This window comes from Massilia sp. ZL223, from assembly GCF_018119395.1.
Taxonomy (GTDB): Bacteria; Pseudomonadota; Gammaproteobacteria; order Burkholderiales; family Burkholderiaceae_D; genus Telluria.
The window spans coordinates 18753-45277 of sequence record NZ_JAGPWD010000041.1; the positions used below are offsets into that span (position 1 = coordinate 18753).

The window sequence follows — 26525 nt, forward strand, 5'->3', positions numbered from 1 at the left end:
GAGCGTGGCTATTTTGTGCGCGGCACGATGGCGAACTGCGGACCGGCGCCGAAGTTCGGCTTGAAGCTGCGCGCCATGAACTGGCGCCATGCCTTCCAGCCCTCGTCCCCGAGGGTATCGGCGGCATAGGCCAGGGCGGGCTGCATGTTGGCGGGAGAGGCCGAGGTGCCGCTCGAGTAGCCCAGCATTTCGCCTGGCTTGCGCTTGAGCGCAGCCATCATGGCGTCGCTGGCGCAAGGCAGGTCTCTTGCCTGTTCCGGCAAGCTGGCGCGGACCATCTCGCCAATCGTCGGGTAGAAGGGTCCATCCGGCTTGTCGCGCACCATCCACGCATAGCTGGACGCGGCGATCCAGCAGCTTCCTTCGCCCACCATGCGCCTGGCCGGAAAGCGCGCTTTCCAGGCGAGCAGGGTCTTGGCCTTGCCGAAGCCGAGTTCCGCGGCGTGGCCGACGGCGGAGGTGAAGAAGTCGTCCTGCCAGGGCGCGATGCCGCGTCCGCGCTCGTAGACGATGGCATAGCCAAAGGTGAGGAAGCCCTGTTCGGGAGCGCGCGGGTTGTTGGTGTACTCGGTGTTGTACCAGTCGAGGTTATGGTCGAGCAGGGACAGGAAGTGCGGCTTGAGCGGATGCTTGTCCGGCGTGATGTAGGCCGCCTGGGCCAGTGTGCGCAGCGACCACGCCTGGCCCCTTACCTGGTCCCATTTCAGGACGCCTTTGCCGTAGAACCGGTAGGGAGGATTCGAGGCGAACACGTTGTACATGGCCCAGAACTGCAGTTCCTCGAGGTAGTAATGATCCCCTGTGAGCAGATAGGGAAGGTAGGCGAAGCCGGGTTGATGCGAGGTGTCGTGCAGATTCGGCGTGCGGCAGGCCTCCGGGCGCACGCAGTCGGGAAAGGCTTCGCTGCGCTTGGCCACCGGGTTGAACTTCACCGACGGACCTCCGAGCGTGGAGAGGTAAGGATAGTCGACCAGGCTGACCGGCAGATCGGTGCGCCGGTCGCGGTAATGCATGGACCAGCTGCCGGCCAGGTCGGCGGTCCCGAAGGTGATGTCGCGCGCGCGCGGATCCATGCCCAGCAGGTACATCACCGCCCATCCCGGCAGCAGGCCGATGTCCGGCCTCCCGCCGGTGGTGGGCATGGCCGGCAGCGCCGCGCCGACACCCATCGGTTCGGTCTTGGGGCCGGACCAGGCCTTGTGCATCGCCGTCAGCGCGCTGTCGTCGATCCGCACCGAAGCGTCGTAGTTCGGCAGCGCGCGCGAGGCCAGCAGCTGGGCGGTGTCGTGGCGCACGTGGATGGCGGGGGCTCCTCCCGTCCAGGCGAGCTTGCGCCAGCGCGCGTGATGGTAATGCACCAGCTCCGGCTGGCGGAACACGGTGTCCCCGTTCACGGCCAGTTCGGCGTCGTAGGTCAGGTTCGACGGGTTCGGTTCGAAGGCCCAGTCGTTTTCGACCGTCAGGTCGACCCGCGCCTTGCGCAGCTCGGGATACCAGCGCAGCGCGAAGCGGGCGCTCAGATGCGGGTGGGGGCGTCCCGCCGCGTCGGCAAGAGGGATCGCGGCCACCCATTCCTGGACCACGGGACCGGCGAGCCAGCTGCGCGGCTTGCCCTTGGCGAAAGCCCGCGCCAGCGTCGCGACCCAGGGCTTGCCGTCCAGCGTGGCGGTAAAGGTGGCGCTTACGCCTTCCGGCAGCGCCGGCGCGCCGCCGGCTTGCGGCGCGGCCCCCGAAGCAGGCAGCAGGCCCAGCGCAAGCGGATGCTTGCTTGGCACGGGCAGGATGGCGGAGACGACGGCATGACGCAGCGAGCCGTCGGGATGGCGGGCCTTGACGTCGACCTGCAGCGGGACGCGGCTGCCGTCGGCCAGCTTGCCCGCCAGTCCGGCCCCGCCCGCGACCGCGCCCGGAGCGAATACCTGTCCAACACTGACGGGCACGCGCTTGTCCTCGGTGGCGCCCGTGGATTCGATGCGCAAGGTGGCAAGCGCTCCTTCGATCGCAGCCGGCGCGGACCCGCTTTCGGCGGCCGCGGAAGCCTTCCCGTAGCGGGCGTCGAGCACGCGCTGCGGATCGAATCCGCCGCCGGCCGGCAGGCCCTGGAAGGCCTGCGCATGCAGCAGCGAGGAGGACGCGGCCGTGATGGCCAGCAGGAGAGTGCAGGCGAGTCTGGGAAGAATTGCGGCGGGAAGGGTCATACGCAGCCGGTGAGGAAGTTAGAAAGGCGCCCGGAGGCGCCTTTCATCTTACCGTTTTACTGCTTGAGGGTGCGCTCGAACAGCTTGTAGATGCGGCGGTACTGGTCGAACCAGGCTTCCGGCTGCACGTAGGCGTGGCGCTCCAGCGGATAGCTGGCCAGTTCCCAGTTGTCCTTTTTCAGTTCGATGAGTCGCTGGGCCATGCGCACCGAGTCCTGGTAGAACACGTTGTCGTCCACCATGCCGTGCGAGATCAGCAGGTTGCCCTTGAGGTTCTCGGCGTACTCGATCGGCGACGACACCTTGTAGGCCTGCGGGTCGATGTCCGGCGTGTTCAGGATGTTGGCGGTGTATTCGTGGTTGTAGGTGGTCCAGTCGGTCACCGGGCGCAGCGCCGCGCCGGACTTGAACACCTCGGGTGCGCGCATCAGGGCCATGAAGGTCATGAAGCCGCCGTAGCTGCCGCCGTACACGCCCACATTCGCGGCGTCGCCCTGGTGGTTCTTGACCATGTAATTCACGCCGTCGATGTAGTCCTGCAGTTCAGGATGGCCCATCTGGCGGTAGATCGCGTTGCGCCACTTGGCGCCGTAGCCTTTCGAGGCGCGGTAGTCCATGTCGAGCACCACGTAGCCCTTCTGCACCAGCAGGTTGTGGAACATCTGCTCGCGGAAGTAGTTCGGGTAGCGCTTGCTGACGTTCTGCAGGTAGCCGGCGCCGTGCACGAACATCACGACCGGGTACTTCTTGCCCGCTTCCAGCTGGGCCGGGCGGTACAGCTTGGCCCAGACCGGGTCGCCGCCGGCGCTCGAGGGCACGGCCACGTATTGCGGCTCGATCCAGGTGCGCGCCTTGAAGTCCGCCGTGCGGGTGTCGGTCAGCCTGGTGGCCGCGCCGCCGGAGACCGGAACGGTCGCGATCTGCACCGGGGTGTAGCTGGCCGACCAGTGCAGCAGCAGCTTGTCCTCGCCCGGCGATAAACGGAAGCGCTCGACGCCGTCGAGCTGGGTCACTTCGCGCACGGCGCCGGTCCTGGCGTTGACCGCGCAGACTTCGTAATCGCCCGGAGTGGCGCGGTTGCACATGACGTAGGCGGTGCCGCCGTCGCGGGTCCAGCGCACGTCCGAGGCTTCCCACTTGCCCTGGGTGAGGGCACGGATGCTGCCGGTCGCGGTGTCCGCCGTGTACAGGTGCGAGTAGCCGCTTTCCTCGGACAGGAACCACAGGCTGCGGTTGTCCGGCAGCCAGCCGAATTCGTTGTTGTCGTAGTTGACCCAGGCGTTGTCCGTCAGGCGGTGCAGCGGCTTGAGCTTGGCGCCGTCCAGGTCGACGGTGGCGATCCAGCGGTCCTTGTTGTCGACCGCGCGCAGCATCACGGCCACGCCGGCGCCGTTGGCGCTCCAGCTGATGCCGTCGACGCCGTCGATCACGCGCAGCGCGCGGTTGCCCTTGAGCGGATCGCGCTTGGCGGCGGCGCGCAGCTCGGCCAGCGGGTCCTGGTTCACGCCCGGCAGCACGTCGAAGGAGAGCTCCTGCACCTTGTTGGTGCGCAGGTCGACCAGCTTCAGTGCATGCGGCGCCGGCATGTTGCGTCCCACCCGGGTGCGCTGGTCGTCGAATTCCTCGTAGCCCGACTCGGTCACGTAGCGCGGCATCTTGCCGACGCGGCCCTTGTCGCTGCCCTTGGGCGCGGTGGCGACGATCAGCCAGCGGCCGTCCGGGGACAGGCTGCTGTTCTCGATCTCGACCTTGTCGCCGAAGTACACGGGAGCCGGCGCCATGCTCGGGTCGATGCGGCGCAGTTCTTCGGTACGCGCGCGCATGGCGTCGCGCTCGTCCTTCTGGCGCTTGAGGGTCGTGATCAGGCGCAGCTGCATGGTGCGCAGCGCGTCGTCGTCGGTAGCCGCCGGGTCCTTGGCGGCGCGCGGCAGCGCGGCCGGGCCGACCACCTTGGATGCGCGGTCCCACAGGTACCAGTCGTTGCCGATGCGGTACTGCACGCCGCGGCCGTCGGCCGTGAACTGGGCGGCGTCCAGCTTGCTCGCGCCGCGCGTGATCTGGACCAGGTCGCCGTTCTTCAGGCTGCGTTCGAACAGGTCGCCGTTGCGCAGCACCAGCATGCGGCTGCGGTCCGGGCTATAGAACACATCCGGGCTGTCGACCTTCGCCAGTTCGGTGTCGGCCACCAGGCGCGGCTTGGCGCCGGCCTGGAAGGTGTCGCGCAGGGGCGAACCGGTGCGCTTCTGCTTGTAGTAGACCTGCTTGCCGTCCCAGCTCCACCATGCGGCTTCCACCGGCGTGCCGATCCAGTCCGGGTGGTCCATGGCCTGGTCGAGGGTGATGGGCGTGGAGGCCGCCGCCGGCAGCGCGATCAGCGCCGCGAGAATCGTGGGGAAGAAGGGTGGTCGCATCGTAATCATGGTGAGGTGGGTGAACACATGCTTGCCTTGGTAAGGCGAGTGCATTCTAGCTCAGCCACTGCTGGCGACGGCGTCAATACAGGCAGGTTTTTTTGCCGTAACGACAAACGCCGATCACACATATGTATGACCGGCGTCGGGAAGATATCTATGCTGCACCGCAACGGTGCGCGGCGATCTCAGATCGCCTTGTAGGGACCTTTCGGTGCGCGCGGCAGGAGCATGGCGATGCGGCCGGCGACGGCCAGTGCGGCCAGGGCCACCAGTGCGTATTCGAACAAGTCCATGCTCAGCCTCGCACGGAGGGAGCCCAGCCGCCGTGTGCGGCGTAGAGTTCTTGCGAGAAGCTGCGGATGGCGGCCAGTGCGGCGGCGATGAAGCTGGTGGTAGCGGTCATGTCGAATCTCCGATAAATACTGCGATGTTGCGTTGCAGTATAGAACCGTTTTCGTCATAAACAAACTTTAGATTCGTGATTCCATCGATACATAGCGTGAATAATTGTCGCTCCGGCTCGAAAGCAGATATGTGTTGCGCGAATGTCTCGCCAGACGCGGCGTGAATAAGAGGGGCATGCCGGGGGCGTCGAAAAGCGAGGTGGTGCGAATCTTGCATGAACAGTTGGCATGAAATCGCCAGACAGTGCTTCATCCCCTTTGCGTATCGTCGTGGTGCTCCCCGCCACAGCGCCCGACGCCGGTTCGGACGCCATGCACGCCGAGCAGGCCCGGCGCAGCGCCGCGCTGCGCATCGGCTTGCTGGAATCGGGTTACGACCTGGTCGCTTCGCTGCCGGCCGACGTCTTCCTGCCCGAGCGCATCGCCCAGCTGCAGCCGGACCTGATCATCGCCGACAGCGAGCTCGATGCGCGCGACATCCTGGAGCACATCGTGATCGCCACCCGCGACGAGCGCCGTCCCATCGTCCTGTTCACCGAGGACGATGCGCCGGCCAGCATGGACGCGGCCATGGCGGCCGGGGTCTCCGCCTATATCGTGGCGGGGCTGCAGCCGGAGCGGGTCAAGCCGGTGCTGGACGTGGCGCTGGCGCGCTTCCGGCGCGAGCAGAAGCTCCTCGACGAACTCTCCGACACGCGCCAGAAGCTGGCCGAGCGCAAGCTGCTCGACCGCGCCAAGGGGCTCTTGATGACGCGCTACCGGCTGAGCGAGGAGCAGGCCTACCAGCGCCTGCGCAGCCTGGCCATGAACAAGAACATGAAGCTGGCGGAGATCGCCCAGCGCATCCTCGACGTGGAAGACCTGCTGGGCTGAGCGCGGCAGGCGGAAGGAAACTATGGAAAGCAAGCACGCATGGGCCGCGGGCTCGGACAAGCCCGAGATCGAGACGATCAGGATCGGCTTCATGCCGCTGGCCGACTGCGCGCCGGTGGTGATGGCCTCGGTGCTGGGACTGGACGAACGATACGGGATCAAGTTCGCGCTCAGCCGCGAACTGTCCTGGACCGGCATGCGCGAGCGCCTGCTGGGCGGTGAGCTGGACGCGGCCCATGTGCTGTACGGGCTGCTGTATGGGGTCCATACAGGCATCGGCAGCCAGCAGCGCGGCATGGCGGTGCTGATGAACCTGAACCAGAACGGCCAGAACATCACGCTCTCGCGGCGACTCGCGGCCTTCGCGCGGGAGCCCGCGCTGCTGGCGCGGCTGCTGCACGAGGAACGCCGCCGGCTCACGCTGGCCCACACCTTCCCGACCGGGAACCATGCGATGTTCCTCTATTACTGGCTGGCGGCGGCGGGCATCGATCCCTTGCGCGACTGCCAGATGGCGACCGTGCCGCCCGGCCAGATGGCGCCGAGCCTCGCGGCCGGCCACATCGACGGCTTCTGCGCCGGCGAGCCCTGGGGCCAGCGCGCGCTGCGCGAAGGGGCGGGCTTCCTGGCCGCCTCCAGCGAGCGGATCTGGCCGAACCATCCCGGCAAGGTGCTGGGCACGCGCGCCAGCTTCGCGGATGCGCATCCGAACGCCTGCCGCGCCATGGTCGCGGCCCTGCTGGATGCGGCGCGCTGGCTGGACGCGGCGCGCGCCAACCGCGAGGCGGCGGCCGAGGTGCTGGCCAGCCCGGCCTATGTCAACGCCGGGCGCGAGCTGCTGCAGTACTGCCTGGCCGGGCGGCAGCCGGAGGGCAGCGCCTGGCGCGGCCACAACGGCCTGCGCTTCTATGCGGACGGGGAGGCCACCTTCCCCTGGCTGTCGGACGGCATGTGGTTCATGACCCAGCACCGCCGCTGGGGACTGCTCAGGAGCGATCCCGACTACCTGGCCGTGGCGCGCGAGGTCAACCGCGTCCAGCTGTACCGCGAAGCGGCCGAGCGCACCGGCACACCGCTGCCCGCGGAGGAGATGCGCAGCTCGGTCCTGATCGACGGCGCGGTCTGGGACGGGCGCGTCGCCTTGGGCGCGCTGTAAAGACGCACGCGCATGCATCATTCTGGGGAATGGTGCACTGCAATGTAGCGTCACCGGCCCCGGTTCCGCGGCCTTCCCCTTGTAGCCGGGCTGGCACGGCTCTTGCAATTACCCCAAGCAGGATCAAAGGCGATCCTCTTCATTTCAACGCCGGCCTAACGAGGGGCCGGCACCTGGACAACGGCGTCCGCAGCTCCTGCCTCCGGCAGACAGCGCGGACGCCGTTTTGTTTTTCAAAGGGATAAAACATGGCCAGCAAAGCGGACAGCATCAAGCTCTTCTCGTTCACCGGCGCGCCGATGCGCGCCTTCCACCTGACCTGGGTGGCCTTCTTCGTCTGCTTCTTCGCCTGGTTCGCCTGCGCACCGCTCATGCCGGTGATCAAAGGCGAATTCGGGCTGTCGATGGAGCAGATCGCCAACATCAACATCGCCGCAGTCGCCATCACCATCTTCGTGCGCCTGCTCGTCGGCCCGCTGTGCGACCGCTTCGGCCCGCGCAAGACCTATACCGGCCTGCTGCTGCTGGGCTCCATCCCGGTGCTGGGCGTGGCGATGGCGCAGAGCTACGAAAGCTTCCTGCTGTTCCGCCTGGGAATCGGCGCGGTCGGCGCCAGCTTCGTGATCACCCAGTACCACACCTCGGTGATGTTCAGCTCCAGGGTGGTCGGCACCGCCAACGCGGCCGCCGCCGGCTGGGGCAATGCGGGCGGCGGTGCGGCCCAGGCCCTGATGCCGCTGCTGCTGGGCGCCGTGGTCATGCTGGGCGTGAGCGAGGCGCTGAGCTGGAGGGTGGCGCTGGTGGTGCCGGGCGTCCTGATGATCGTGATGGCCTTCGTCTACTGGCGCTATACCCAGGATTGCCCGGACGGTAACTTCGACGAACTGCGCAAGGCCGGCATGCTGCCGGAAGGTTCGGGCAAGGGCGGCTGGTCCAGCTTCGTCGCCGGCTGCAGGAACCACCGCGCCTGGCTGCTGTTCGTCACCTACGGCGCCTGCTTCGGCATCGAGATCTTCATCCACAACATCGCCGCCGTGTACTACGTCGAGCACTACGGCCTGTCGCTGGGCGCGGCCGGCCTGGCCGCCGGCAGCTTCGGCCTGCTGGCCCTGTTCGCCCGCGCCCTGGGCGGCTGGGTATCGGACCGCGCCGCCCGCGCCGGCACCCTGAACAGCCGCGTCACCGTGCTGTTCGTGCTGATGATCGGCGAGGGCCTGGGCCTGCTGTGGTTCGCCAACGCCGACGCCGTCACCTACGCCGTGATCGCCATGCTGATCTTCGGCCTGTTCACCCACATGGCCTGCGGCGCCACTTATGCGCTGGTGCCTTTCGTGGCGCCCAAGGCGCTGGGCGGCGTGGCCGGCATCGTCGGTGCGGGCGGCAACGTCGGCGCGGTGGCCGCCGGCTTCCTGATGAAAGGCACGGGCGACGTGCGCCAGACCCTGATGATCCTGAGCGTGCTGGTGCTGGTCTCGAGTATCTGCGCGATCGCCGCGCGCTTCACCATGACGGCCGCCGACAGCGCGCCCGCCGTCTCTGCAGCATAAAGGAGTCAGCAATGCATATCGTCGTCATCGGCCACGGCATGGTCGGCCACAAATTCGTTGAAACCCTGGCCCAGGAAGCGCGTCCGGGCGTGCGCGTCACGGTACTGGGCGAGGAGCCGCGCCCGGCCTACGACCGGGTTCACCTGTCGGAATTCTTCTCCGGGAAAAGCGCGGATGAGCTGTCGCTGGTCGAACCGGGCTTCTTCGAGCGCGAGGATGTGGTCCTGCGCCTGAACGCGAAGGTCGTGGCGGTCGACTGCGATGCGCGCACGGTTTCCCTGGCCAGCGGCGAACAAGTCTCGTACGACAAGCTGGTGCTGGCCACCGGCTCCTATCCCTTCGTGCCGCCCGTGCCCGGCGCGGACCGCAAGGATTGCTTCGTCTACCGCACCATTGAAGACCTGGAAGCGATGCAAGAGTGCGGTTCGCGCTCGCGCACCGGGGTGGTGGTCGGCGGCGGCCTGCTCGGCCTGGAATGCGCCAAGGCCCTGCGCGACATGGGCCTGGCCGCCCATGTGGTCGAATTTGCGCCGCGCCTGATGGCGGTGCAGGTCGATGATCCGGGCGCGCGTGTGCTGCGCGCCAAGATCGAAGAGCTGGGCGTGGGCGTGCACACGCAAAAGAACACCCTTGCCATCATCGACGGCGAAGACGGCACCCACCGCATGCAGTTCGCCGACGGCAGCCACCTGGACACCGACATGATCGTGTTCTCGGCCGGCATCCGTCCGCGCGACGAGCTGGCCCGCAAGGCCGGGCTGGCGATTGGCTCGCGCGGCGGCATCGTCATCGACAACAGCTGCCTCACCACTGACCCGCACGTCTACGCCATCGGCGAATGCGCGCTGTGGAACGGCCAGCTGTTCGGCCTGGTGGCGCCGGGCTACGACATGGCGCGCACCGCCGCGCGCCACATCCTCGGCACGGATGCAGCGTTTGCCGGCGCCGACATGAGCACCAAGCTGAAGCTGATGGGCGTGGACGTGGCCAGCATCGGCGACGCCCACGGCGCCACGCCGGGCTCTCGCAGCTATCAGTTCCTGGACGAGCGCAAGCAGGTCTACAGGAAGATCGTTACTTCGGATTGCGGCAAGTACCTGCTGGGCGCGGTGCTGGTCGGCGACGCCGCTTCCTACGGCTCATTGCTGCAGACGGCGCTCAACCGTATCGAGCTGCCCGAATCTCCGGAATTCCTGATCCTGCCGGATGGCGGTGGGGCCGAACGTCCCGCTATCGGCGTCGACAAGCTGCCCGCCGGCGCCCAGATCTGTTCCTGCAACGACGTCTCGAAAGGTGCGCTGTGCCAGGCGGTCGCGGATGGCGCGACCACGGTCGGCGCGCTCAAGAGCTGCACCAAGGCCGGCACCGCCTGCGGCGGCTGCGTGCCCCTGATGACCCAGGTGATGAACGCGGAGTTCAAGAAGCTGGGCGTGGCCGTCAACAACCACCTGTGCGAGCACTTCCCGTACTCGCGCCAGGAGCTCTACCACCTGGTGCGCGTGGAAGGCATCCAGAGCTTCGGCGCGCTGCTGGAGCGCCATGGCAAGGGCCTGGGCTGCGACATCTGCAAGCCCACGGCCGCCAACATCCTGGCCTCGGTCTGGAACGACTTCGTGCTGAAACCCAAACACGCGAGCCTGCAGGATTCGAACGACTACTTCCTCGGCAACATCCAGAAAGACGGCACCTATTCGGTGGTGCCGCGCATGCCGGGCGGCGAAGTCACGGCCGACGGCCTGATCGCCGTGGGCCAGGTGGCCAAGAAATACGGCCTGTACACCAAGATCACCGGCGGCCAGCGCGTCGACCTGTTCGGCGCCCGCGTGGAGCAGCTGCCGGCGATCTGGGAAGAGCTGATCGCGGCCGGCTTCGAATCCGGCCACGCCTACGGCAAGTCGCTGCGCACCGTGAAGTCCTGCGTCGGTTCGACCTGGTGCCGCTACGGCGTGGGCGACAGCGTCGGCTTCGCCATCGCGCTGGAGAACCGCTACAAGGGCTTGCGCGCCCCGCACAAGATCAAGTTCGGCGTCTCCGGCTGCACCCGCGAATGCGCGGAAGCCCAGGGCAAGGATGTGGGCCTGATCGCTACCGACAAGGGCTGGAACCTGTACGTGTGCGGCAACGGCGGCATGAAGCCGCGCCACGCGGAACTCATCGCCTCGGATCTCGACGACGCCACCGTGGTGCGCTATATCGACCGCTTCCTGATGTTCTACGTGCGCACCGCCGAGCGCCTGCAGCGCACCAGCGTGTGGCGCGAGAACCTCGAAGGCGGCCTGGATTACCTGAAGCAGGTCGTGATCGAGGACAAGCTGGGCATCGGTCACGAGCTCGAGGCCCAGATGCAGCACGTGATCGACACCTATGCCTGCGAATGGAAGGAAGCCGTCACCGATCCGGCCGTGCGCCGCCGCTTCCGCCACTTCGTCAACAGCGAGCAGGGCGACGACAACGTCGTGTTCGTGCCGGAGCGCGGCCAGATCCGCCCGGCCGACCCGATTGAGCGCCGCCGCGTCATTCCCATTGCCAGCGCAGCTTAAATAGGAGAACCATCATGCACCGTGATCTTCAACTGGATAACTGGACCGCCATCTGTGCCATCGACGAGATCGTCCCCGATACCGGCGTGGCCGCGCTGCTGAACGGCCGCCAGGTGGCCGTGTTCCGCCTCGGCGAAGAGCAGCCGCGCGTATTCGCCATCGACAACTACGATCCGAATTCGGAAGCCGCCGTGCTCTCGCGCGGCCTGGTGGGCAGCATCGGCGAGCGCATCGTGGTCGCTTCGCCGATCTACAAGCAGCACTTCGACCTGCAAAGCGGCGAATGCCTGGAAGCGCCCGAGCGCTCGGTAGCCAGCTACCCGGCGCGCCTCGAAGGGGGCAAGGTATGGATCGCAGCGTAAAACCTTCTCTCGTCGTGGTGGGCAACGGCATGGCCGGCATGCGCACCGTCGAGGAATTGCTGGCGCTCGCGCCAGGCATGTACGAGATCACCGTGTTCGGCGCGGAGCCGCGGGTGAATTACAACCGCATCATGCTCTCGCCCGTGCTGGCCGGCGAAAAGGCCTTCGACGAGATCGTGCTGCATACCCGCGAGTGGTATGCGGAGAACGGCATCACCCTGCATGCGGGCGACCCGGTGGTGGCGATCGACCGCCGGCGCCATCGCTGTACTGTGCGCGCGGCCAGCGGGCGCGAAGTCGCCTATGACCGCCTGCTGCTGGCGACCGGCTCCCAGCCTTTCATCGTGCCGGTGCCGGGCGCCCAGCTGCCGGGCGTGGTGGGCTTCCGCGACCTGGACGACGTCGAGACCATGCTGCAGGCAGCGCGCGATGGCGGCCGCGCGGTCGTGATCGGCGGCGGCCTGCTGGGCCTGGAGGCGGCCAGCGGCCTGCTGCGGCGCGGGATGGAAGTGACTGTGGTTCACCTGACCGGCAGCCTGCTCAACCAGCAGCTCGACAGCGACGCCTCGCTGCTGCTGAAGGGTGCACTGGAAAACCGTGGCCTGCACATCCTGCTCTCCAGCCAGACCGAGGCGATCCTGGGAAGCGAGAAGGTCGAGGGCGTGCGCTTCAAGGACGGCAGCGAGTGCGCGGCCGACCTGGTGGTCATGGCGGCCGGCGTGCGCCCGAACGTGGCGCTGGCGGTCGATGCCGGCCTGCACGTGGAGCGCGCCGTGGTGGTCGACGACACCCTGCAAACATACGACCCGCGCATCTACGCGGTGGGCGAATGCGTCCAGCACCGCAAGAACACCTTCGGCCTGGTGGCGCCGATCTGGGACCAGGCCCGCGTCTGCGCGGCCCACCTGGCGGGCCTGGGCCACCGCCGCTACGTGCAGCAGGCCACCGCGACCAAGCTCAAGGTCACCGGCATCGACTTGTACTCGGCGGGCGACATCGTCGGCGGCGCGGGCAGCGAAGACCTGGTGCTGCGCGACCGCCGCTCGGGCGTCTACAAGCGCCTGGTGCTGGCGGGGAACCGCGTCACCGGCGCGGTGCTGTACGGCGACGTCTCGGACGGCCCTTGGTACTTCGAGCTGATCCAGCGCGGGGCCGACATTACCGCTTTCCGCGACCGGCTGCTGTTCGGGCCCACACTCTGCGAAGCCGCCTGAAGGAATCAATGATGGAAATGCACCTCCAACCCGTCCGCACCACCTGTCCCTATTGCGGCGTCGGCTGCGGCGTCAAGGCCACGCCCGCCGGCGGGGCCGGAGCGCTGATCGAAGGCGACGTCCTGCACCCGGCGAGCCGCGGCCGCCTGTGCGTCAAGGGCTCGGCCCTGGGCGAGACCCTCGGGCTCGAGGGGCGCCTGCTGCATCCGGCGATCCGGGAGGGGGGCAAGCTGCGCCAGGCCAGCTGGGACGAGGCGCTCGACAGCGTGGCCGGCAAGCTGTCCGCCATCATCGCCGAGCATGGCCCGGACGCGGTCGCCCTGTACGTCTCCGGCCAGCTGCTGACCGAGGATTACTACATCGCCAACAAGTTCATGAAGGGCTACGTCGGCAGCGCCAACATCGACACCAATTCGCGCCTGTGCATGTCCTCCGCCGTGGCGGGACACAAGCGCGCCTTCGGCGAAGACGTGGTGCCGGGCTGCTACGAAGACTTCGAGCTGGCCGACCTGATCGTGCTGGTCGGTTCCAATGCCGCCTGGTGCCATCCGACCCTGTTCCAGCGCATCGCCAAGGCCAGGGAGACGCGACCTGGACTGCGCATCGTCGTGGTCGACCCGCGCCGCACCGCCACCTGCGAGCTGGCCGACCTGCACCTGCCGGTCAAGCCGGGCACCGACGTCTGGCTGTTCAATGGCTTGTTGAGCTACCTGGCGCAACATGGCCTGACCGATAAGGCCTACGTTGAGGCGCATACGGAAGGGCTGGACGGCGCCCTGGCCGCAGCGGGCGATCCCGAGCTCGCGGCGGTCGCATGCGGCCTCGATCCCGCGCTGGTGCGCGAGTTCTACGCCCTGTTCGCCGCGACATCCAGGACCGTCACCGCCTTCTCGATGGGCGTGAACCAGTCGACCAGCGGCACCGACAAGGTCAACAGCATCATCAACTGCCATCTGCTGACGGGCCGCATCGGCCAGCCCGGCATGGGCCCGTTTTCGCTGACCGGCCAGCCCAATGCGATGGGCGGACGCGAAGTCGGCGGCCTGGCCAATATGCTGGCGGCGCACCTCGATATCGACAACCCGGCGCACCGCGAGGCCGTGCGCAGCTTCTGGGACTCGCCCCGCATCGCAGCCAGGCAGGGCCTGAAGGCGGTCGACCTGTTCCGCGCGGTGGAGGAGGGGAAGGTCAAGGCGGTCTGGATCATGGCCACCAACCCCGTGGTCAGCCTGCCCGACGCGGACCAGGTGCGGCGCGCACTCGATGCGTGCGAACTGGTCGTGGTGTCCGACGTGGCCGGCGACACCGATACCGCCGCCCATGCCGATGTGCTGCTGCCGGCCCTGGCCTGGGGCGAGAAGGACGGCACTGTCACCAACTCGGAGCGCTGCATTTCGCGCCAGCGCGCCTTCCTGCCTGCGCCGGGGGAGGCGCGCGCGGACTGGCAGGCATTGTGCGGCGTGGCCCAGCGCATGGGCTACGCGGGCTTCGACTACCTGGGTGCGCACGAGATTTTCGACGAGCATGCCCGCCTCTCGGTGTGGCGCAACGAAGCGGACCAGCTGCCGCGCGCCTTCCGCCTCGATCCGCTGGTCGGCATGGACCGCAGCGCCTACGATGCGCTCGAACCGGTCCAGTGGCCCCTGGGCACGGTCCGCATGTTCTCCGAAGGCGGCTTCTCGCATCCTGGCGGCCGCGCGCGCTTCGTGCCGACCGCGCCACGCCTGCCCCGGAACGCGCCGGGCGGCGAATTCCCGCTGGCGCTCAACACCGGCCGCCTGCGCGACCAGTGGCACACCATGACGCGCACCGGCAAGTCGCCGCGCCTGGCCGGCCACGCACCGGAACCCTTCGTCGACCTGCATCCGCACGACGCGCTGCTGGCCGGCGTGCGCGAGGGCGAACTGGCGCGCGTCACCAGCCAGTGGGGCGCGATGGTCGCGCGCGTGGCCCACGGCGGCGGCATCGCGCGCGGCTCGGCCTTCGTGCCCATCCACTGGAACGGCCAGACTGCTTCGGATGCGCGGGTCGGCGCCCTGGTCAATCCGGAAGTCGACCCGGTCTCCGGCGAGCCGGAATTCAAGCACACCCCGGTGCGGGTGGAGCCCTTCGGCGTGGCCTGGCACGGCTTCATCCTCAGCCGCGAGGAGCTTGGCCTGGAACGCATCGCCAACTGGACCCGGGTGCGCGGCAGCGGCTTCGTGCGCTATGAGCTGGGCGGACGCGAGCCGGTGTCGCCGGCATGGGCGCGCGCCTTGTTGAACGCGGACGAGGACGCCGACTGGATCGACTACGAAGACAAGGCCGAAGGCATGCTGCGCGCCGCCCTGGTGGTCGACGGCCGCCTGCAGGCCTGCCTGTTCGTCTCGCGCCGGCCGGACCTGCCGTCGCGCGCCTGGCTGGGCGGCTTGTTCGCCCTGGAGCAACTGGGCGCCCTGGAACGCGCCACCTTGCTGGCGGCGCGGGCGCCCAGGCAGGGACCCGATCCGGGGCCGACCGTGTGTTCCTGCTTCGGCGTCGGCCGCAACACCATCGTGCTGGCGATCAGGGACAAGGACTTGAAGACCTCCGGCGAAGTCACCGCCTGCGTGCGTGCCGGCGGCAACTGCGGATCCTGTGTGCCGGAGATCCGCAAGCTGCTGGAGGAAGTCCGCTGCGCCGAAACTTGAGGGTCCGGCGCAGCGGACCGGCTCAGGCGGCCGCCTGCTTGCAGGCCTCGGAGCGCGCGCGGGTGACGACGGCTTCCGTGCCGAACAGCGGCAGCTCCAGGTAGGGCCGTTCGGTGGCGTGCACCGCGATGATATAGGCCTGGCGTTCCAGCTTGTGGCGCAGTCCGACCTGGGCCACGAACACGGGCGCCAGCAGGCGCTGGGTCTTGCGCCTGCCCGTGTCCAGGTAGCCGAACTGCATGGTGGCGCTCTCGATCACGTCGGGCGGCAGCGGATCTTTCGCCCGCCCGAGGAGGCTGAGCAGGCGCTCGACGACCTGGCGCGCCGCCTGTTCCTGGCTAACGATCGTTGCGTTGTCCAGGCTCTCGCCCAGCAGCGGGCGTACGTTCACCGACAAGCCGTCGACCCGGCCGTCGCCGGCCAAGGTCAGCGCCACCGAGGCCGCGCCCAGCACCGGAATCCCGGCGAGCGCATGGCGCCAGGCGCCGGTGGCGCGCACCAGCAGCTGCGGCGAAACGCGCTCCTCGCGGTCCGCGCCCTGCGCCTTGGTCTGCCACAGGCGCTCGAAGGCGAGGCTGCCGCCTTCCTCGCTCCAGGACGTGAGCTTCAGGCGCTGGGCCGCCTCGCCCAGCTGGCGCACCAGGAAGCCCGGTTCCTCCAGCCGCTCGAAGGGCGCCGCGAAGGGAGCCAGGCCGGAGCGGTACTCCAGCGCGCCCGAGGCGTGGTAGGCGACGGCGCGCGCGCCTTCCGGCAGGTGCACGACGCTGCGCTCGCCGCGTTCGAGCACGTGGGCGCGGTCCGTGGGACAGTGGCCGCTGTCCTGGAGCGTGTTCAGGAAGCGGCTGACGCGGGAGCGGGTCTCGTCCTGGGTCAGCTGGCGCAGCGCGACGATGTCGGCCCGCGCGGGCAGGGCGCCGGCACTGGCCTGTGATTGGCACAGGCTGTCGATCAGGTGTTGGTGGTTCATGCTCAGCCCTCCGTCCACATCCACAGGAGACATGCCTGCTGGGCAGGCGCCAGGTCGGGGTCGACATTGCCTTCGCCCCACAGGTGGTCGCGATTGAGGTAGGAACGGTCCCAGCGGATGTTGCCGCCGTTCCAAGTGGCGGCGTCTCCCACGCACACGGTGACCGGGTGGTTGTCGACCCACCAGTCGGCGACCCCGTTGTGCCAGGCGTGGCAGACGGTGTCGCCGTCGACCAGGTTGTCGGCCACGTCCTCGCCGCATTCGTCGGTGGTGATGCCGTCGTACATATTGCCCCAGGCGCCGCAGTAGATGTGCATGCGCGCGAAGATGTTCCACAGGCCGGTGACGCGGTTCAGGTCCACCGTCTCGCAGGAATAGGCCATCACCCATTCGTTGTTCCAGTCCTCGCCCAGCTGCCACTGGTTGGAATAGGTGCGCCAGTTGGTGTGGGCGGTGTCGTACAACATGCGCGCATTGCCATTGGTCTCGTGGCCGCCGTGGGTCTCGATCCAGAACAGGTCGACGTTGTCGACCCAGTTGCGGTCGTCGCCGCCCTGGTCGGTGTCGCGGATGTCGGTTTCCCAGACGTTGGTGTTGGCCCAGTAGAACGAGCGCGTATGCCCGGCGGAACGCAGCTTCGCATCGAAGCCGTTACTTCGGTTGAAGGTGTAGCTCAGGTCCCCCGCCGTGCTCACGCCGGCGGCGCGCGCATGATTGAAGTACCGGATCGCTTCCACTCCGAAACTTGCCATGGAGTTCTCCTTTCGTGTCGGTGGGCTACATTGACGTCCCGTCGCAGGCGCATCAGGCGGTAGCAGCCGATACAGTAGAGCGCGCCTGATGAGCGGACTCTGGCGTAGTTCAAGAAAGGCGGAAGTTGTGGGGGGCGGGGCAGGGCGGCGGCGCCGCGGCTTGCGTGGCGTCGAAAGGATGCGCCGCCCGGCGGGACTGCACGGGCGGCCGGAAAAGTGGATGCTTAGAAGGTTTCCCAGCCGTCGGCGGCGGCCGCAGCCAGTTGACGTTGCGGCGCGGGCCTGGGCGCCGGCTGCGGACGGGAAGGCCTGGACGCCTTGACGGTGGGCGGTGCGGACTCCTGCATGCCATCCAGGCGGAACACGCTGACGGCTTCGCTCAGGCGCCCGGCCTGCACCTGCATGGTTTCCGCGGCCGCGTCCATGCGCGGCTGCGCCAAATAATTCCGTGTGACAACATATAAATACTCTCCAAATCTATCCGTGTCGATGAGCTTTGCATAACGAACGGCAAAAAAAAGCCCATCTGCCGGCTTCGCGGGCGAACAAGCGGAAATTGCGCGGATAGTCTGTTGTGCCCTGGCGACGCCGCGCTCAATGCAAGGTGCGCGCAAAGAAGTCCTCGGTGCGGCTATTGGCCAGGCTGGCGGCGGCCGCATCGAAATGCTTGCCGCCGGGACGGGCGAAGGCGTGATGGCAGCCCGGATAGGTATGCACTTCGGCATGCGGCTTGCCGGCCAGGGCGGCATGGATGCGGTGGCGCGCCTCCTGGTTCATGTACTCGTCGGCGCCGGCCAGGTGGTAGAGCAGGGGTGCGCCGATGTTGTCGGCCTCGTCCAGGTAACGCTCGGTGCCGCCGCCATAGTAGGCGGCGAAGGCGTCGCCATCGGTGCGCGCGGCGCTCAGGAAGGTCATCAGGCCGCCCAGGCAATAGCCGGTGACGCCGACCTTGCCGCTGGAACCCTCCATGCTGCGCGCGGCGCCGATGGTGGCGGCGATGTCCTGCACCCCCCAGTCGAGATTGTAGGACTGGTAGAGCTGGGCGCCCCTGGCCCAGTCGCCGTCCTTGTCCTCGGACAGCGACAGGCCGGGCTCGGCGCGCCAGAACAGGTCGGGACAGAGCGCCAGGTAGCCCAGTGCGGCGTAGTGGTCGGCGATGCTGCGGATCCCGGCGTTCACGCCGAAGATTTCCTGCAACACGATGATGACGGGATGCGGGCCGGCCGCCGCGGGACGGGCGAGGTAGCAGTCGAAGTGGCCGGCGGGGGTATGGACGGAGTAGGTCTCGGACATGGTCTTCCTTTCGGCGAAAGGTGGAGGCAGTCCATGATACGGCTTTGAAGGCGGCGGCGGCACGCAGCACGGCGCCTGTTGCGCGGACGTTCGCTAAACAAGCGCAACAGCGCGTCCGACCGCGCCATGCATCCTGAATAGGCAATTTGTAAGTGATTGTATTTACTCGGGGAAATTGAAATTTAGCGCTAACTTTTTTGCTAAAAAGCCGGGCAAATCCGCCGCTTCTGATGTAAATGCGCAACAATCTTGTTTAGGAAAACGGGGCTAAACTGCGCGTGTTTATTGAAAGTTTGTTGAGTTCCCACCATCGAATTTGTATAACTCCCTCAGGCTGAAGCGCTATACCGAGGTGTCAGGAGTCGCCGGCAGGTCGTTTAGTAAATGTCGCCGCATCTGGACCCGTCGGCTTGCGCCAGAACCTCCCTGGTCGATCGGCCATGTTCGACCAGGAACAGTTCCAAGGCGGTTGGTGCCGGCCATTCATGTCCCAATCCAGGGCTGCCACCGAGTGCGCTTTGGCGGAAGACCCTCTGTAGCGCCATAAAAGAGCCCATCCATAGGGCACGATAAGGAGATCTCAAAATGATGTTCAGGAAAGTTCTTGCTTCGCGTCAGGTCGTGCGCACCACGCCGATTGCCACGGCGGTTGCCCTGGCCCTGTTGAGCATGAGCGCCGCTCACGCGCAGACCGCGCCCGCCGGCGAACAGGCCGGGCAGACGGCCGACGCCGGCCAGCCGGCCCAGGTGGTCGTGACCGGCTACCGTTACGCGATCGAGAAGAGCCTCGACCAGAAGCGCAACGCCAATTCGATCGTCGAGGTGATCACCGCCGAAGACGTCGGTAAATTCCCAGACAAGAACGTCGCCGACGCGCTGCAGCGCGTGCCGGGCGTGGTCGTCACCCGCAGCGGCGGCGAGGGCAAGAACGTCAGCGTCCGCGGCCTGTCCTCGGAACTGACCCTGACCCAGCTGAACGGCAACTACGTCGCCACCGCCGAATCGAACGGCGATCCGACCCGTTCGTTCAACTACATGCTGATGCCCTCGAACATGCTGTCGAGCGCCGAGCTGTACAAGACCCCGGAAGCGCGCCTCGACGAAGGCGGCATCGGCGGCACCGTCATCCTGAAGACCCGCCGTCCGCTGGACGTGCCGTCGGGAAGCGGCTTCGTCAACGCCGAAGGCACCTGGGCCGACACCACCAAGAAGGCCGACGGCCAGTTCTCCGGCCAGTACGCCTGGCACGACGAGAGCAACCGCTTCGGCGTGCTGGTCGGCCTGACCCAGCAGAAGCGCACCACCCGCACCATGGGCGCCGACACCGAAAACTGGCAGTGGTACGGCGACAACTACCGCACCAACCCGGCCACCGACGTCAACGGCAAGGAATCGGACCTGACTTCCTACTGGTGGGGCCAGTCGGGCTTCTACGACCAGAACGGCAAGTACTACACGAACTTCATGATGCCGACCTCGGTCAACCTGAACGTCAAGGAAGAAGAGCGCGTGCGCAAGGGCGGCCAGCTGACCCTGCAGTTCAAGCCGATGCGCAACCTGAACCTGACCGCGAACTACTTCCGCTTCGACCTGAAGCAGAACTCGCAGACCAATACGCTCAAGGTCCCGGAATGGAACCTGGCGCGCTATGACGGCGACGGCAACTGGCCGGGCGGCCGCCTGCTGGACGGCCTGACCTTCGACCCGAGCGGCACCATCGTCACCGGCGCGCAATACAGCGTCCATCCGAACAAGACTTACTACTGCAGCGGCGAACAGGCAGCAGCGGGCGGCCTGACCAATACCGGCGGCTTCGGTCCGGACGACTGCACCATCCCGACCCCGCAGATCACCGGCAGCTACAACCGCGAGAAGGCGCGCTCGCAAGTCTTCGACTTCACCGCCGAATGGAAGGGCGAATCGCTGGACGCGTCGTTCACCGCTGGCCGTACCTGGGCCACCGGCGGTCCGGAAATGCAGTTCGGTATGCCGATCAAGCCGCGCCGCCAGAACGCGGACGGCAGCTGGGCACTGGGCAACACCGCCAGCGCCTGGACCACCAACGGCACGCCGACCATGACCTTCGCGCCGCAGCTGATGACCAACCTGATGAACGGCATCGGCGAAATCGACCTGGGCTCGACCTCGTCCTCGTGGACCAAGAACAGCACCCAGCAGAAGTACGCCCAGGCCGACTTCGTCTGGCACACCGACAGCTCGTGGCTGGATTCGGTGCAGTTCGGCGCCAAGTACCGCGACGGCGGCACCAGCCGCAGCACCGGCAACAACTACTGGGTTTGCCAGGGCGCCGATCCGAGCGACTACGACAAGCGCTACCAGGCCGGCTGCGACCCGACCGCCAACCGCTTCCAGCCGTCCTTCCTGTATGGCGAATCGCTGGGCAACCTCACCGGCGGCATCAAGGCCAGCGCTTTCCCGGCGATTAACTATCCGGCCTATATCGCGCACCTGAATGCGACCTACGGCGACATGCAGACCCGTAACGAAGACAACTTCGTCTACCACGTCGACGAGAAGATCTCGGCGCTGTACTTCCAGGGTAACTTCAAGACCGACCGCATGCGCGGCAACGTGGGTGTGCGTTATGTGCGCACCAAGCAGCACGCGGATTCGACCGACCAGGTCGAGAGCTACAACGACTACTTCTACAACGTGAACGGCGCACCGGCGCCGTGCCAGGCGGGCGGCTTGCCGGCTGCCGGCGCACCGGCCGGCTCGGGCTGCACCAGCGGCTTCACCAGGCTGCCGGACAGCACCGCGCGCGTGTCCTCGTTCGAAGTCAGCTCGCTGGACCGCACCTACAACGATGTGCTGCCCAGCCTGAACATCGCCTACGACCTGAGCGACACCCTGCTGGTGCGTGCGGCGGCGTCGAAAGTGGTGGCGCGTCCAAGCTACGGCGACATCGCCTTCCCGGGCGGCCTGAACTACTACAGCCAGGAATACGTCAACGACCGCCGCCTGATCGGTGGCGGCGACCAGCAGGGCTGGTTCGGTTCGGGCAGCAACAAGAACCTGGAAGCGTACAAGGCCACCCAGTACGACCTGGGCCTGGAATGGTACTTCGACCGCGGTTCGGTGCTTGGCGCCGGCGTGTTCCGCAAGAACGTCAGCAACTTCGCCGTGCCGGTCGTGATGGACATGAACATGACCATCGGCGGCGAGAACGTGACGGTGCAGAACTACTCCACCAGCGCCGGCGGCCGCGACGCGGTGTCGGAAGGCGTCGAACTGTACGCGCAGCACACCCTGGATTCCGGCCTCGGCTTCCAGTTCAACTACACGTACAACAAGACCAACCAGGCAGCCATCACCCTGGAAGACGGCACCGAGATCGGCAAGTCGCCGCTGGTCGGCAGCGCCAAGAACCAGCTCAACCTGACTGTGTTCTACGAGACCGACAAGTTCCTGGCGCGCGCGTCGTACAACCGCCGCGGCGAAGTGGTGAACGGCCTGGTCAACGGCTTGAACGTGTATCAGGAGCCGTTCAGCCAGGTCGACGTGAACTTCGCGTACAACTTCTCCAAGCAGCTCAGCCTGACCGCGTCGGTGCTGAACCTGACCGAGGAAGAAAGCCGCTCGCACCTGGGTAACGACACCAAGGCGCGCTTCTACTCCAACAGCTACGCCGGCCGTGTCGTGTACGCGGGCCTGAACTACAAGTTCTAAGTTCGGGTCTTTCACGACCTTCCCCGATCCCTCCGGATCGGGGAGCTCTCTTCAAAAGGCTTTGTCCGGTCCTCGGACAAAGCCGTCTTTCGTTGGGCGACGCAATGGATACGCAAAACCGGATCCGCAACATCACGGTCGTCGGTGGAGGCAGCGCGGGCTGGATGGCCGCCGCGGCCCTGGCCACCTACCTGGGCAAGGGCGCCTCGATCCGCCTGGTCGAGTCCGAGGAAATCGGCATCGTCGGGGTCGGCGAGGCCAGTGTCCCGCACATCAAGATGTTCAACGGGCAGTGGCTGGGCATCGACGAGGCGGAATTCGTCAAGCGTACCCAGGGCACGATCAAGCTCGGCATCGAATTCAACAACTGGAGCCGCATCGGCGACAGCTACATCCACGGTTTCGGGGCCATCGGCCGTTCGCTGGGACCCCTGCCTTTCCACCAGTTCTGGCTCAAGCTGCACCAGTCGGGCCGCGCGGGTCCGATCGGCGACTATTCGCCGCAGACCGTGATGGCGCCGCAGGGCAAGTTCGCCCCCGGCGACAGGAACGCGCCGCCGGGCTCGCCCCTGGCCGACATCGCCTACGCCTACCACTTCGACGCCACCCTGTACGCGCGCTACCTGCGCGAGCTGGCGGAGCAGCGCGGCGTGCGCCGCATCGAAGGCAAGATCGTCGGCGTGCAGCAGCGCGCCGGCGACGGCTTCATCGAATCGGTGACCCTGGAAAACGGGGAAAGCGTCGGCGGCGACCTGTTCATCGACTGCTCGGGCTTCCGCGGCCTGCTGATCGAACAGACCCTCAAGACCGGCTACGAAGACTGGTCGCACTGGCTGCCCTGCGACCGCGCGATGGCCGTGCCCAGCGAAGGCGTCGATCCGATCACCCCTTACACGCGTTCGACCGCGCTGGCGGCGGGCTGGCAGTGGCGCATTCCGCTGCAGCACCGCGTCGGCAACGGCTATGTCTATTCCAGCCGCCATATCAGCGACGACGAAGCGGCGGCGACCCTGCTGGCCAACCTGGACGGGAAGGCGCTGGCCGAGCCGCGCTCCCTGCGCTTCGCCACCGGCATGCGCAAGAAGTTCTGGAACAAGAATGTGGTGGCACTGGGCCTCGCCAGCGGCTTCCTCGAGCCGCTCGAGTCCACCAGCATCTACCTGGCCCAGTCGGGCATCACCCGCCTGCTGGCGCTGTTCCCCCAGCGCGACTTCAGTCCGCTGCTGAGCGAGCGCTTCAACCGCGAATCCGCCTTCGAATACGAACGGATCCGCGATTTCCTGATCCTTCACTACAACGCGACCGAACGCGACGACACGCCGTTCTGGGACTACTGCCGCACGATGCCAATCCCGGACAGCCTGCGCAAGACGGTCGAGCTGTTCCGCGCCGACGGACGCTACTTCCGCAACGGCGAGGACTTCTTCGCGCTGCCGAGCTGGGTGCAGGTGATGCTGGGCCAGCGCATCGTCCCGCAGGGCTACCACCCGATCGTGGACGAGATGCCCGAGGACAGGCTGGTCGAGGTCGTCGAAGGCTTGCGCGCGAACCTGAAGCAGGCCGTCGCCACCATGCCGACCCACCAGGAGTGGATCAACCGATACTGGAAGGCTCCCGCACCATGAGCATGCAATCCCTGTTGCGCTTTTTCCTGGGGCTCTGCGCCGCCCTGGCGACGGGTGCGGCCATGGCGGCCGCGCCCGGGCAGTTCGTGATCGACAAGGGCTGGAGCTTCCGCCTCGCGCCCGGCAATGCGCAGCTTGATACGCATCCGGAAGCGGCGGCCTGGCGCGCCGCGGCGGTGCCTGGCACCGTGCACGGCGACCTGTTCGCGAACAAGCTGATTCCCGATCCCTACGTCGGCGCGCCGGAAGCGGCCCTGCAGTGGATCGGCCTGGCCGACTGGGAATACCGCACCCGCTTCGACGCGCCGCGCAGCGCCATGAGCGCCGCGCGCAGCGACCTGGTGTTCGCAGGGCTGGATACTTTCGCCGAGGTCTGGCTCAACGGCGAGAAGCTGCTCGACGCGAACAACGCCTTCCGCACCTGGCGCGTGCCCGTGCAGGGCAAGCTGCGCGCCAGGGACAATGCATTGCGCATCGTGCTGCGCTCGCCGATCGCCAAGCTGCTGCCGCAGGTGCAGGCGATGCCGAACAAGATCGCCGGCAACTATCCCTCGCCCTACGGCGACGAGCCGAAGGATGCGATGACCGGCAACTTCGCGCGCAAGCCGGGCTACCACTACGGCTGGGACTGGGGTCCGCGCTACGTCACCGCCGGCATCTGGAAGCCGGTCGTGCTGGAGAGCTGGGATGCGCTGCGCATCGACGACCTGCAGCTGCGCCAGGACCGCGTCGAGGAAGCGCGCGCCGACATCGCCGCCATCGTGACGGTGGACGCGGTGCGCGAGGGCGCGCAGGAAGTGCGCCTGTGGCAGACCGCGCCGGACGGCAAGCGCTCGCTGGCGGCCCAGCGCCGCGTCGAACTGCGCGCCGGCGCCAACCGCATCGAACTGCCGGTGCGGATCGAGCGCCCGCAGCGCTGGTTCCCGGCCGGCTACGGCGCCCAGCCGCTGTACCGTTACGAGGTCGAGCTCGGCGGCGTCAAGGCCGGCGCGCGCACCGGCCTGCGCAAGGTCGAACTGCGCCGCGACGCCGACGACAAAGGCAAGAGCTTCTATTTCGCCGTGAATGGCATTCCCGTGTTTGCCAAGGGCGCGAACTCCATCCCCTTCGACATGTTCCAGCCGCGCGTGAGCAAGGCCAAGCTGCGCCGCGTGCTGGAATCGGCGCGCGACGCCAACATGAACATGGTGCGCAGCTGGGGCGGCGGCTATTACGAGAGCGACGAATTCTTCGACCTGGCCGACGAGCTGGGCCTGATGGTCTGGCAGGACTTCATGTTCGGCGGCGGCATGCAGCCGGCTTATGACGACGCCTTCCGCGCCAATGTGGTCGCGGAGGCGCGCGACCAGGTGCGCCGCCTGCGCAACCATCCGAGCATCGTCCTGTGGTGCGGCAACAACGAGGAAGAGATCGCGTGGAAGTACTGGGGCCACGGCAAGACGCTGAAGGAGGCCGATCCGGCCTTCGCCGACAAGGTGTGGAAGGGCTATGTGCAGCTGTTCGGCACGGACCTGCGCAAGGTGGTGGCGGAAGAGGGCGGCGGCATCGCCTACTGGTCCAGCTCCCCCGGCGACGACCTCGCGGAAGTGGCGAATACGCCCGCCAGCGGCGACATGCATTACTGGGAAGTGTGGGGCAACCCGGCGCATCCGCCTTCGAAGTACCTGGAGATCACGCCGCGCTTCATGTCCGAGTACGGCCTGCAGGCCTGGCCGGTGCAGCGCACCATCGACGCCTTCGCGAAGCGCAGCGAGCAGGGCATCGCCAGCCCGGTGATCGAGGCGCACCAGAAATTCCTGGCCGGGAAGGGCAATGAGCGGCTGATGAAGTACGTGGACTATGAATTCGGCGAGACCAGGGACTTCGCCGATTTCGTCTACCTGGGCCAGGCCGCCCAGGCCGAGGGCATCGAGCTGGCCGCGCTGCATCACCGCGCCAGCCGTCCGTTCACGATGGGGTCGCTCTACTGGCAGCTCAACGATGTGTGGCCGGGCGCGTCCTGGTCGAGCGTGGACTGGTTCGGGCGCTGGAAGGCGCTGCACTTCCATGCGCGCCGCTTCTACGCGCCGGTGGCGGTGGCCGCGCTGCGCACTCCCGAAGGCAGGACCTCGGTCAGCCTGCTGAACGACCGCACCCGGCCGCTCAAGGGCGAGTTGCGCCTGCGGGTGATGAGCCTGGACGGCAAGCTGCTGCGCGACGAGCGCACGCCGGTCGAGCTGGCGCCGCTGTCGGCGGCCAGGGTGGCCGCCTACCAGGATGCCGATTTGCTGGGCCAGGCCGATCCGGCGGCCACGGTCGCCGTGTTCGAGCTGAAGGCCGAGGGCGAACCGGCTTCGCGCCGCGTGGTGTATTTCAAGGCCGCCAAGGACCTGCGCTGGCCGGAGCCCGCGCTGCGCGCGAGCCTGCGCCGCGACGGCAAGCACTATGTGGTCGACCTGCAGGCCGCGACGCTCGCGCGCGGCGTATGGGTGGATTTCGGCGACCTGGACGCCGAGGTCGCCGACAACGCCTTGACCCTGCTGCCGCAGGAGCGGGTCTCGCTGCGCGTGTCGTCCAAGGCAGGCCTGGCGGCGCTGCGCAAGGCCTTGAAGCTGCGCTCCGTGGCCGACTTGCTTGCCGCGCCGGCCAGCGCCAAACGCGCGTCCCAGGCCCTGCCGGCCGCCTGGCTGAGGCTGGATGCCCTGAGCGCCGGACGGCGCAGGGCAGGGGTGACGCCACCCTGAAAACCGCCCAGACGGCGCGGGAGTCTGTTTAGTAAAACACGCGAAAATGCACCCTGTTTGCGTGCCTTTGGTTGACTGCCCCGAAACGCGACTGATAT

Annotated in this window: 16 protein-coding genes; 10 read left to right on the forward strand and 6 right to left on the reverse strand. The window is 67.3% G+C overall.

The annotated features are described in order from the left end of the window. Positions 1-8 precede the first annotated feature (8 nt). Entirely contained in the window at positions 9-2198 is a 2190-nt protein-coding gene (locus KBW95_RS20735; protein WP_229429918.1) for a hypothetical protein, read from the reverse strand. Positions 2199-2254: 56 nt separating this feature from the next. Next, positions 2255-4609 carry a prolyl oligopeptidase family serine peptidase gene (locus KBW95_RS20740; protein WP_211529228.1) on the reverse strand — a complete coding sequence of 785 codons (2355 nt, stop codon included), beginning with the start codon at positions 4607-4609 and terminating at the stop codon, positions 2255-2257. Positions 4610-5244: 635 nt separating this feature from the next. On the opposite strand from KBW95_RS20740, the gene KBW95_RS20745 reads away from it, so the two are divergent. The 7 genes from KBW95_RS20745 (at position 5245) to KBW95_RS20775 (ending at position 15377) form a co-directional block, all read left to right on the forward strand. Next, positions 5245-5889, forward strand: coding sequence for an ANTAR domain-containing protein (locus KBW95_RS20745; RefSeq protein ID WP_211529211.1), 645 nt, complete (start codon positions 5245-5247; stop codon positions 5887-5889). Between the two features lie 22 nt (positions 5890-5911). Then, complete coding sequence (locus tag KBW95_RS20750) at positions 5912-7045, forward strand: CmpA/NrtA family ABC transporter substrate-binding protein (protein WP_211529212.1); 1134 nt, start codon at positions 5912-5914, stop codon at positions 7043-7045. A gap of 248 nt (positions 7046-7293) precedes the next feature. Next, complete coding sequence (locus tag KBW95_RS20755; protein WP_211529213.1) at positions 7294-8592, forward strand: MFS transporter; 1299 nt, start codon at positions 7294-7296, stop codon at positions 8590-8592. An 11-nt stretch (positions 8593-8603) separates the two neighbouring features. Further along, positions 8604-11132: a nitrite reductase large subunit NirB gene (nirB, locus tag KBW95_RS20760; RefSeq protein WP_211529214.1), complete on the forward strand. Its 2529-nt coding sequence runs from the start codon at positions 8604-8606 to the stop codon at positions 11130-11132. Between the two features lie 14 nt (positions 11133-11146). Next, the gene (nirD, locus tag KBW95_RS20765; RefSeq protein ID WP_211524271.1) at positions 11147-11494 is read left to right on the forward strand and encodes a nitrite reductase small subunit NirD; all 348 of its coding nucleotides are present in this window, start codon (positions 11147-11149) and stop codon (positions 11492-11494) included. Next, positions 11479-12708 carry an NAD(P)/FAD-dependent oxidoreductase gene (locus KBW95_RS20770; protein ID WP_211529215.1) on the forward strand — a complete coding sequence of 410 codons (1230 nt, stop codon included), beginning with the start codon at positions 11479-11481 and terminating at the stop codon, positions 12706-12708. Before nirD ends, KBW95_RS20770 begins: the two co-directional genes overlap by 16 nt. Positions 12709-12725: 17 nt before the next feature. After that, positions 12726-15377: a molybdopterin-dependent oxidoreductase gene (locus KBW95_RS20775; protein ID WP_373888836.1), complete on the forward strand. Its 2652-nt coding sequence runs from the start codon at positions 12726-12728 to the stop codon at positions 15375-15377. 22 nt (positions 15378-15399) lie between these two features. Here the strand turns inward: KBW95_RS20775 and KBW95_RS20780 are convergent, their stop codons facing one another. From KBW95_RS20780 to KBW95_RS20795, 4 genes are all read right to left on the reverse strand, one after another. Beyond that, complete coding sequence (locus KBW95_RS20780) at positions 15400-16344, reverse strand: hypothetical protein (protein ID WP_211529217.1); 945 nt, start codon at positions 16342-16344, stop codon at positions 15400-15402. A gap of 2 nt (positions 16345-16346) precedes the next feature. After that, complete coding sequence (locus tag KBW95_RS20785) at positions 16347-17096, reverse strand: DUF6345 domain-containing protein (protein ID WP_211529218.1); 750 nt, start codon at positions 17094-17096, stop codon at positions 16347-16349. 224 nt (positions 17097-17320) lie between these two features. After that, entirely contained in the window at positions 17321-17521 is a 201-nt protein-coding gene (locus KBW95_RS20790) for a hypothetical protein (protein ID WP_211529219.1), read from the reverse strand. A 169-nt stretch (positions 17522-17690) separates the two neighbouring features. Beyond that, on the reverse strand, positions 17691-18389 hold the full coding sequence (locus KBW95_RS20795; RefSeq protein ID WP_211529220.1) for a dienelactone hydrolase family protein: 699 nt from the start codon (positions 18387-18389) through the stop codon (positions 17691-17693). A 585-nt stretch (positions 18390-18974) separates the two neighbouring features. Here KBW95_RS20795 and KBW95_RS20800 point away from each other — a divergent pair. The 3 genes from KBW95_RS20800 (at position 18975) to KBW95_RS20810 (ending at position 26427) form a co-directional block, all read left to right on the forward strand. Further along, positions 18975-22079 carry a TonB-dependent receptor gene (locus KBW95_RS20800; RefSeq protein WP_211529221.1) on the forward strand — a complete coding sequence of 1035 codons (3105 nt, stop codon included), beginning with the start codon at positions 18975-18977 and terminating at the stop codon, positions 22077-22079. Between the two features lie 104 nt (positions 22080-22183). Beyond that, complete coding sequence (locus KBW95_RS20805) at positions 22184-23704, forward strand: tryptophan halogenase family protein (protein ID WP_211529222.1); 1521 nt, start codon at positions 22184-22186, stop codon at positions 23702-23704. Further along, a complete protein-coding gene (locus tag KBW95_RS20810; protein WP_211529223.1) occupies positions 23701-26427 on the forward strand; it encodes a glycoside hydrolase family 2 protein in 2727 nt (908 codons plus the stop codon). The genes KBW95_RS20805 and KBW95_RS20810 overlap by 4 nt, the downstream gene beginning before the upstream one ends. Positions 26428-26525: the final 98 nt, after the last annotated feature.

What these genes read in the sequence shown, in the direction of transcription:
- KBW95_RS20735 (WP_229429918.1), bottom strand. Translation starts at nt 2,198, where the DNA reads ATGACCCTTCCCGCCGCAATTCTTCCCAGACTCGCCTGCACTCTCCTG.
- nirD (WP_211524271.1), top strand. Translation starts at nt 11,147, where the DNA reads ATGCACCGTGATCTTCAACTGGATAACTGGACCGCCATCTGTGCCATC.
- KBW95_RS20805 (WP_211529222.1), top strand. Translation starts at nt 22,184, where the DNA reads ATGGATACGCAAAACCGGATCCGCAACATCACGGTCGTCGGTGGAGGC.
- KBW95_RS20745 (WP_211529211.1), top strand. Translation starts at nt 5,245, where the DNA reads ATGAAATCGCCAGACAGTGCTTCATCCCCTTTGCGTATCGTCGTGGTG.
- KBW95_RS20785 (WP_211529218.1), bottom strand. Translation starts at nt 17,096, where the DNA reads ATGGCAAGTTTCGGAGTGGAAGCGATCCGGTACTTCAATCATGCGCGC.
- KBW95_RS20755 (WP_211529213.1), top strand. Translation starts at nt 7,294, where the DNA reads ATGGCCAGCAAAGCGGACAGCATCAAGCTCTTCTCGTTCACCGGCGCG.
- KBW95_RS20770 (WP_211529215.1), top strand. Translation starts at nt 11,479, where the DNA reads ATGGATCGCAGCGTAAAACCTTCTCTCGTCGTGGTGGGCAACGGCATG.
- KBW95_RS20795 (WP_211529220.1), bottom strand. Translation starts at nt 18,389, where the DNA reads ATGTCCGAGACCTACTCCGTCCATACCCCCGCCGGCCACTTCGACTGC.
- KBW95_RS20780 (WP_211529217.1), bottom strand. Translation starts at nt 16,344, where the DNA reads ATGAACCACCAACACCTGATCGACAGCCTGTGCCAATCACAGGCCAGT.
- nirB (WP_211529214.1), top strand. Translation starts at nt 8,604, where the DNA reads ATGCATATCGTCGTCATCGGCCACGGCATGGTCGGCCACAAATTCGTT.
- KBW95_RS20790 (WP_211529219.1), bottom strand. Translation starts at nt 17,521, where the DNA reads ATGGACGCGGCCGCGGAAACCATGCAGGTGCAGGCCGGGCGCCTGAGC.
- KBW95_RS20775 (WP_373888836.1), top strand. Translation starts at nt 12,726, where the DNA reads ATGCACCTCCAACCCGTCCGCACCACCTGTCCCTATTGCGGCGTCGGC.
- KBW95_RS20740 (WP_211529228.1), bottom strand. Translation starts at nt 4,609, where the DNA reads ATGCGACCACCCTTCTTCCCCACGATTCTCGCGGCGCTGATCGCGCTG.
- KBW95_RS20800 (WP_211529221.1), top strand. Translation starts at nt 18,975, where the DNA reads ATGATGTTCAGGAAAGTTCTTGCTTCGCGTCAGGTCGTGCGCACCACG.
- KBW95_RS20810 (WP_211529223.1), top strand. Translation starts at nt 23,701, where the DNA reads ATGAGCATGCAATCCCTGTTGCGCTTTTTCCTGGGGCTCTGCGCCGCC.
- KBW95_RS20750 (WP_211529212.1), top strand. Translation starts at nt 5,912, where the DNA reads ATGGAAAGCAAGCACGCATGGGCCGCGGGCTCGGACAAGCCCGAGATC.